Here is a 720-nt window from a genome sequence, read left to right on the forward strand (position 1 = left end):
GGGGCGGCGATGCCGGCGGGGGCGGCGGTGCCGGTCGCGGCGGTGCCGCTCGGCCGGTCGCCCACCTGCCAGACCGTCCCGTGCCGGGCGTCGGTGAACAGCACTCCCCCGCCGCCCGGGGCCGGCGTGAGGCTGGTGATGTCGGCGTCGTCGAGGCCGCGGTCGACGACAGTCCTGATCGTTCCGTTCTCGACGACGTGGATGCGGGCGTGCCCGTCGGCGTACGACAGGACGAACACCCGGCCGGCGGCGTCGACCGCGACGCTGTAGGCGTTGTCCAACGGGACGGCGCTCGCCCGGTCGGTGCCGTCGTAGCGGCGTTCGTGGGCCGCCCGGTGCCCGCGGGCGGTGGCGGCGCCATTGCCGGCGACGAGCTGTGCCGCGCTCGTGCGGTAGTCCCCCGATCCGGTCGCGGGATCGATCTTCCAGACCTGGCCGGCGTAACCGGTGGTGAAGTACAGGACCCCGGCCGGGCTCACCGCCACGTCGGTCGGCGTGCCGATCAGCGCGCCGACGTCCTTCGGCCCGGCCGCGCCGCCCGCCGGGCAGATCGTCGCCGGCGCCACCGTCTTGCCGCGGTCGGCCGCCCCCGCCAGCACCCGGTCCACCGTCTCCGCCGACGGCCGCCCCGCCACGGTCTCAACCCGCCACGGCTGCCCGGCCGGCCGGTAGACCCGGCGGACGACGCAGTTCCACTCGTCGGCGACGAAGACGGACCCG

Annotated in this window: 1 pseudogene; it reads right to left on the reverse strand. The window is 76.7% G+C overall.

What is annotated here, in order from left to right:
• Positions 1–720, reverse strand: a pseudogene (locus ND748_RS33240) (serine/threonine protein kinase); the annotation flags it as partial.

Source organism: Frankia sp. AiPs1, assembly GCF_023716945.1.
Taxonomy (GTDB): Bacteria; Actinomycetota; Actinomycetes; order Frankiales; family Frankiaceae; genus Frankia.